This window comes from Alitiscatomonas sp. (genome assembly GCF_037242085.1).
Lineage (GTDB): Bacteria > Bacillota > Clostridia > Lachnospirales > Lachnospiraceae > Alitiscatomonas > Alitiscatomonas aceti.
On record NZ_JAXXBR010000024.1, the window covers coordinates 1 to 7,140 of the forward strand.

Annotated in this window: 8 protein-coding genes; all 8 read left to right on the forward strand. The window is 56.6% G+C overall.

Annotation, left to right across the window (positions count from 1 at the left end):
• Positions 1–820, forward strand: an 820-nt coding sequence (locus tag WIH05_RS00450; protein ID WP_337424812.1) for a hypothetical protein, incomplete at its 5' end; no start/stop codon positions are given.
• Positions 820–1,770 (forward strand): ABC transporter ATP-binding protein, encoded by a 951-nt coding sequence (locus WIH05_RS00455; RefSeq protein WP_337424813.1) that lies wholly within the window; start codon positions 820–822, stop codon positions 1,768–1,770. The genes WIH05_RS00450 and WIH05_RS00455, both read left to right, overlap by 1 nt.
• Positions 1,760–2,659, forward strand: a complete 900-nt coding sequence (locus WIH05_RS00460; RefSeq protein WP_337424814.1) for an ABC transporter permease subunit — start codon at positions 1,760–1,762, stop codon at positions 2,657–2,659. The genes WIH05_RS00455 and WIH05_RS00460 overlap by 11 nt, the downstream gene beginning before the upstream one ends.
• A 9-nt stretch (positions 2,660–2,668) precedes the next feature.
• Positions 2,669–3,505, forward strand: a complete 837-nt coding sequence (locus tag WIH05_RS00465) for a deoxyribonuclease IV (protein ID WP_022273024.1) — start codon at positions 2,669–2,671, stop codon at positions 3,503–3,505.
• Positions 3,506–3,540: 35 nt separating this feature from the next.
• On the forward strand, positions 3,541–4,761 hold the full coding sequence (locus tag WIH05_RS00470; RefSeq protein ID WP_337424815.1) for an SPFH domain-containing protein: 1,221 nt from the start codon (positions 3,541–3,543) through the stop codon (positions 4,759–4,761).
• A gap of 19 nt (positions 4,762–4,780) precedes the next feature.
• Positions 4,781–5,878: a TFIIB-type zinc ribbon-containing protein gene (locus WIH05_RS00475; RefSeq protein ID WP_337424816.1), complete on the forward strand. Its 1,098-nt coding sequence runs from the start codon at positions 4,781–4,783 to the stop codon at positions 5,876–5,878.
• Between the two features lie 2 nt (positions 5,879–5,880).
• The gene (locus WIH05_RS00480; RefSeq protein ID WP_252207394.1) at positions 5,881–6,789 is read left to right on the forward strand and encodes a TPM domain-containing protein; all 909 of its coding nucleotides are present in this window, start codon (positions 5,881–5,883) and stop codon (positions 6,787–6,789) included.
• Between the two features lie 25 nt (positions 6,790–6,814).
• A partial coding sequence (locus WIH05_RS00485) for a DUF3842 family protein (RefSeq protein ID WP_337424817.1) occupies positions 6,815–7,140 on the forward strand: 326 nt, incomplete at its 3' end.

A 7,140-nucleotide genomic window follows, 5' to 3' on the forward strand; every position in this document is an offset into this window, starting at 1 on the left:
CTATATCAGAAATGACTATGATTTTCCCCTGACCGACAGCGCCGTATTCTTTTACGGACAGGTCTGCCCGCTGGGAGATCTGGAGCCCGGGGAGGTACGGGAGCTTAAAGAGGAGCCTGTGTTAAACTGGCCGGTGAACATGACCTATCTGGCTGCCCAGTGGCTGGTGGAGAGGGATTCGGCCGGGAAGGAGCTGGACGATGAAGAGCTTCTGCGGAATACGGACCGGCGGAGCCTTTACGGCTGGTATCTGGATCAGACCTACGGCGGCGCCTACGTTTCCGGCGCGCGGTTTTCTGCCCTGGGCCCGGAGCAGGGGCTCTGGGAGTGGGTCTCACCCGACGGCCAGGCGGCAGACGGCCAGGTCCTTTATACGCAGGAGCTGGAGATGACCACAGAAAAGGGAGGAAGCGTCTGGAGGAGCGGTCTTTATAATCCCCAGCAGGTGGTCTCCGGGAACATGGGATACGGCAGCGACGGCCTCTCCCTTTATGGAACAGAGCCAGTGACGGTGGAATACTTCCTGGGAACAGACCTGGACGTGGAAAAGGTGGCCTTCACCTTTATCTCTCCGGAATTTTTCAGCGGCGAGGATTTTTATTATATCCGGCCGTTTGAGGGCGAGGCTTGTTTTTACAATAATGAAACGAAGAATTACGACCCGGTGGACCTTTCCGGCGGCGGATTTACGGAAAGCGTGCTGGCGCCTTACCTGTCTGCGGAGAACAGCCTGGTGGTAAAATATACGGCGGAGGAAGGGGACACTTCGGGAGTTACCTCGATGCTGCCGGTGCCAGTGGTGACAGGGAGGAAACGCTGATGTTAAAGATCCATGGCTTAAAAAAGAAATTTGGGAATTTTGAAGCCCTGAGGGGATTGGATATGGAAGTGGAGGAGGGGGCCCTTTACGGATTTGTGGGGCCCAACGGAGCCGGAAAGACCACGGCCATCAAGATCATGGCGGGGCTTTTAAAGCCGGACGAGGGATCGGTGGAGATCTGCGGAAAGGACACTTTAAGGTTCCGGGAGGAGGCAAAGGATCAGTTTGGCTATGTGCCCGATGAGTTTGGCATGTATGACAATCTGAAGGTGCGGGAATATATGGAGTTTTTTGCCTCCTGCTACGGCCTCTCCGGCCTCATGGGCAGAAAGCGGTGTGAGGAGCTTTTAGACCAGGTGAAGCTTTCTGACCGGGCGGACTTTTTTGTGGACAGCCTTTCCCGGGGAATGAAGCAGAGGCTCTGCCTGGCCAGGGCTCTGATCCACGATCCCGGTCTTCTGATCCTGGACGAGCCCACCTCCGGCATGGATCCCAGGACCCGGATGGAATTTAAGGAGATGTTAAAGGAGCTGTGCGCCGAGGGGAAGACCATTCTGGTCAGCTCCCACATCCTTTCGGAGCTGTCCCAGATGTGTACAGACATCGGGATCATCGACGCCGGAAAGATCGTCCTTTCCGGCAACATGGCGGAGATCCTCCAGAAGGTCAATGATTCCAACCCGCTGCTGATCCGGATCTGCGGCGAGAGCCGGACAGCCATCGGGATCTTAAAAAAGGATCCCAGGGTCCAGACCATCGCCATCCGGGACGAGGACATCATCGTCAATTTCCACGGAAACCGGCAGGCAGAGGCAGAGCTTTTATACAGCCTCATGGAGGCGGGGATCCCAGTCAGCGGATTCATCAGAGAGCAGGGAGACCTGGAAAGTATCTTTATGCAGATCACAAGCCATGATAAGGGAAAGGTGGTGCTCAGCAGTGAAGAGTAATCCCGTTTATAAAAGAGAGGTGACGGTCCGGGCACGGAGCTTCCGGATTCCCCTGATCATCCTGGTGTTCAACGGGATCCTGGCGGTGGTGGCGCTGCTAAATATGTATTCGGCAGTGGCCCAGGTGCGGATTTCAGCCTCCGTCCAGTATTCCAGCTTCCTTCAGCTTTACGCCTTTGTGGCGACCCTGGAATTCCTGCTTTTAATGTTTATCATGCCTGCGCTGACCTCCGGCAGCATCAGCGGAGAGCGGGAGCGGCAGACCCTGGAGCTTCTGTTTACCACCAGGATGACGCCGAAGGATATTGTGATGGGAAAACTGTTTTCTGCTTTGAGCCAGCTGATGGTGCTGATCGTATCCAGCTTCCCCATCCTTTTGCTGACCTTTGTATACGGCAGTATGGATCTGATGGACCTGGCGTTTTTAATGGTATGTTTTCTGGTGACGGCGGTCTTCTGCGGCGGTATCGGGATTTTTTCTTCATCGCTGATGCGCCGGTCCACCTTTTCCAATGTGTGTACCTACGGGATCCTTCTGCTGGTGGTGGTGGGCACATATATGTTAAATATTTTTCTTCTTAATATGTCCCAGATGCAGATCGCAGAGGAGATCTACCAGCTGGGAGAGACGCGCCCGGCGGCTTCGTCCGGCAGCGCAGTCTACCTTCTTCTGCTGAACCCCCTGGCTACCTTTGGGGAGATCATGGAAAAGCAGGTGACGGGAGGGATCGCGGACCTGTCCATCCGCCGGTTCCTTGGAAACGGACCGGATAATTTTGTGATCCGTCACTGGATCCCGGTCAGCATACTGGTCCAGACCGTATTTTCTGCCGGGCTGGTACGGGGAGCCGTGTATTTTTTAAATCCTCTGAAAAATGAGAAGAAATAGGAGGGCGCTATGTTTTATATCGGATGCCATTTATCCTGCTCCAAGGGCTTTACAGCCATGGAAAGGGATGCGGAACGGATCGGAGCCACCACGTTCCAGTTTTTCACAAGAAATCCCAGGGGCAGCAGCGTAAAGGCCCTGGACCTGGAGGATATCCGGGAATTTTTAAAGAGAAAGGAAGAAAAGGGGCTGGGGACCCTGGTGGCCCACGCGCCCTATACCTTAAACGCCTGCTCGGCCGATGAAAAGGTCCGGGAGTTTGCCAGGAATACCATGGCCGACGATCTGGAAAGACTGGAGCATACGCCTGGGAACGTTTACAATTTCCATCCGGGAAGCCATGTGAAGCAGGGAACGGAAACCGGGATCCGGCTGATCGCCGAAACGCTGAACGCGATCTTAAAGCCGGAGCAGTCCACCATAGTCCTTCTGGAGACCATGGCCGGAAAGGGCAGCGAGGTGGGAAGCCGGTTTGAGGAGCTTAGGGAGATCCTGGACCGGGTGGAGCTTTCGGAGAAAATGGGAGTCTGTCTGGATACCTGCCACGTCTGGGACGGCGGCTATGATATCGCAGGCGATCTGGACGGGGTCTTAACAGAATTTGACCGGATCGTGGGCTTATCCAGATTAAAGGCTGTCCATTTAAACGACAGCATGAACCCTCTGGGGGCCAGAAAGGACCGTCATGCAAGGATCGGGGAGGGGCACATCGGCCTGGATGCCCTGGTGCGGGTGGTGAACCATCCGGCGCTCCGTGAGCTTCCCTTCTGCCTGGAGACGCCCAATGACCTGGAGGGATATAAAAGAGAGATCGGGCTTCTGCGTTCGCTGAGAACGGAAGGCTGACGGCAGAAAATCCATTGGAAGGAGAAAATAGATCTATGGGAATCATCAAAGCAGCGGCGGATGCCGTAAGAGGCGCTTTTGCAGACCAGTGGCTGGAGGTCATCGAGCCGGGAAACATGGGGGACCAGACTGTTTTTTCTGCTGGAGTTCCCACCCGCAGGGGCCAGAATACAAAGGGGACGCCGGGAGTGGTATCCAACGGCTCCAGGATCCGGGTATACCCCAACCAGTTCATGATGCTGGTGGACGGCGGCCGGGTCGTGGATTACACGGCAGAAGAGGGCTATTACACGGTCAACAATTCCATGGCCCCGTCCTTGTTCAACGGCCAGTTTGGAGAGGCTTTAAAGGAATCCTTTGACCGGATCCGTTTCGGCGGCCAGACCTATGGGGAGCAGAGGGTCTATTATATCAACCTCCAGGAGATCAAGGGCCTGAAGTTCGGTACCAGGACGCCGGTGAACTATTTCGACAGCTTTTATAACGCGGAGCTGTTCCTCAGGGCCCATGGGACGTACTCTGTGAAGATCACAGATCCCTTGAAATTTTACGGGGAAGTGATCCCGAAGAATACGGATCATGTGGAGATGGATGAGATCAACGAGCAGTATCTCAATGAATATATGGAGGCTTTCCAGACGGCCATCAACCAGATGTCTGCCGACGGGATCCGGATCTCCTTTGTGGCCTCTAAAGGCCGGGAGCTGGGCCGGTACATGGCCAATGTCCTGGACGAGGAATGGAACCAGCTGCGCGGCATGGAGATCCAGGCCGTGGGCATCGGAAGCATCTCCTACGACGAGGAATCCCAGAAGCTGATCAACTTAAGGAACCGGGGCGCCATGTTAAGCGATCCGTCCATCCGGGAGGGATACGTCCAGGGACAGATCGCTGAGGGCTTAAATGCGGCCGGCTCCAATCCCAACGGCAGCCTGGCCGGATTCATGGGCATGGGGATCGGAATGCAGAGCGGGGGAAGCTTCATGGGCGCAGCCTCGGCAGCCAACACAAGACAGATAGAGATGATGAACCAGGGAAGAAACGGGATGTACGGCCAGGGAGCAAGGCCCAATGCAGGAGGAGGCCAGAACGGGCCTGCCGGGCAGACCTGGACCTGCGCCTGCGGCAGCGTGAATACGGGAAAATTCTGTCCCGAATGCGGCTCTCCCAGACCTGCGCCCGCAGCCTGGACCTGTACCTGCGGCGCTGTGAACACGGGGAAATTCTGCTCTGAGTGCGGAAGACCAAGACAGTAGAGACGGAGGATGAGAGCATATGGCGCTGATGTCTTATAAATGTCCCAACTGCGGCGGCGGCCTGGTCTTTGATCCGGATTCCCAGAAATTCCAATGTGAATACTGCCTTTCAGAGTTCACAGAGGAGGAAATGAAGCGGATGGAGGAGGCGTCCGCTTTTCCCGCAGAGGAAGAGAAGGCTGTTTTGGAAGAGGAAGGGACGGCTCCCCAGGAAGGGGACTCGTCCCAGTCTCCGGAAACCGGGGAGGCGGCCGTTTACACCTGTCCCAGCTGCGGGGCCCAGATCGTCACGGACGCCACCACGGCAGCTTCCTTCTGCTATTACTGCCATAACCCGGTGGTCTTTTCCGGCCGCCTTTCAGGAGACCATATGCCGGACTTTGTCATCCCCTTTGCCATAGATAAAAAGGAGGCCACATCCCGCTTCTTAAGCTGGATCGGAAAAAAGAAGTTTGTGACGGGGGATTTTTTCTCCAGGGACCAGATCGAAAAGCTGTCGGGGATCTACTTCCCTTACCTCATATACAGCTGCCAGGTGGACGGCCAGGCAGAGGCGGAAGCGGAAGAACAGCGCACCTGGGTCTCCGGCAGGACCCGGTACACAGAGCATAAAAGGTACCAAGTGGAACGGGCGGGTACACTGGAAGTTAAAAATTTAACAAGAAATGCTTTAAAAAAGAGCAATAAGGAGCTGGTGGAGGGAGTCCTGCCCTTTGATATGGAAAAGCTCCTGCCCTTCCAGATGGGGTATCTCTCTGGTTTCCAGGCGGAAAGGCGGGACATGGACGGGGAGAGCTTTGCAGGCGAGGCGGAGCAGGAGGTAAAGCAGTATACCCTGGACCGGCTCCGGTCCTCCATGGATACATACAGCAGCGTGCGTATAAAAGATTCCTCCATGGAGATCCGGGATCCCCGGTGGCAGTACGCCCTTCTGCCGGTATGGGTCATGACCTATGGCCACAGGGCCGGAGGAAAAACGTACTATTTTGCCATGAACGGCCAGACCGGAAAGATCTGGGGACGGCTGCCGGTGGATAAAAGGAAGCTGGCGGGGCTGTTCTTCGGCGTATTTTTCCCGGTGTTTGCAGCGCTTATGATCGGAGGGTGGTTTCTGTGAGGATGAAAAAATGGATGGGAGTCCTGGGCATGGCGGCGTTTATGGCCGTTGGGATCCCTGGGAATGCCGGGAGCGGACTGAGTATGACCGCCCAGGCCGCGGGCTCCGGGGAGATGGCAGGAAACGTCAGGGTCTTTGACCAGGCGGATCTTTTTCTGGAGGAAGAGGAAAAAGAGCTCCAGCAGGCCATCGACGCCCTCCGGGAAAAGATGGATATGGATGCGGCGGTGGTGACCGCAGAGGAAAATCCCGGTTCTGCCCAGGCCTATGCGGACGATTTTTATGAGGCCCACGGCTTTGGTACGGGAAGCGGCCACGACGGGGCGCTTCTATTGATCGACATGGACAACCGGGAGCTGTGTATCTCCACAGAAGGGAAGATGGTGCGGTATCTGACGGACAGCCGGATCGAAGCGGTGCTGGACGACATGTACGGCTATGCCGCAGCCGGAGACTATTACCAGGCAGCCGGAGCGTTTATGGAGGATCTGGAGGTCTGCTACGACAACGGGATCGCCGCGGACCAGTATAATTACGACTCGGAGACTGGAAAGATCAGCCGCTACCGGTCGGTGCGCTGGTATGAGGCCCTGTTTGCCCTGGCGGCTGCGGCTGCCTGCGGCGGCTTTGCCGTCCTGGGCGTTGTGAGAGAGTACAATATGCGGGATGAGGAAAGCCGGATGGAGGCCAATTTTAAGCTTTCCTACCGGAAGGACAGCGCCTTCCGTATGGGGAGCCGGGTGACGGATCTTCTGATCGGAAGCTATGTGACCCAGCAGGTCATTGCCTCCCAGGACCACCGCAGCAGCGGAAGGAGCGGCGGAGGCAGGAGCCTTTCCTCCGGCGGCCGCAGCACCACCCACCGGTCCTCCAGCGGAAGAAGCCATGGAGGCGGGAGCAGAAAATTTTAAAAGCAGGAAAGAGAGGAACAGGGATATGACGATCATGGTAATGGACGGCCAGGGCGGCCGCATGGGAAAAAGCGTGGTGGAACAGATCCGGAAACGGTTTCCGGAGGACGAGATCCTGGCCATCGGCACCAACAGCATCGCCACTGCCGCCATGCTGAAGGCCGGGGCGGACGCCGGAGCCACAGGAGAGAACCCGGCCATTGTGGGGAGCCGGAGGGCGGATATCATCATCGGGCCCATGGGCATCGTCATCGCCGATTCCCTAATGGGGGAGATCACGCCGGACATGGCAGTGGCCCTGGGCCAGAGCCAGGCGAAAAAGGTGCTGATCCCGGTGAACCGGTGCCAGCA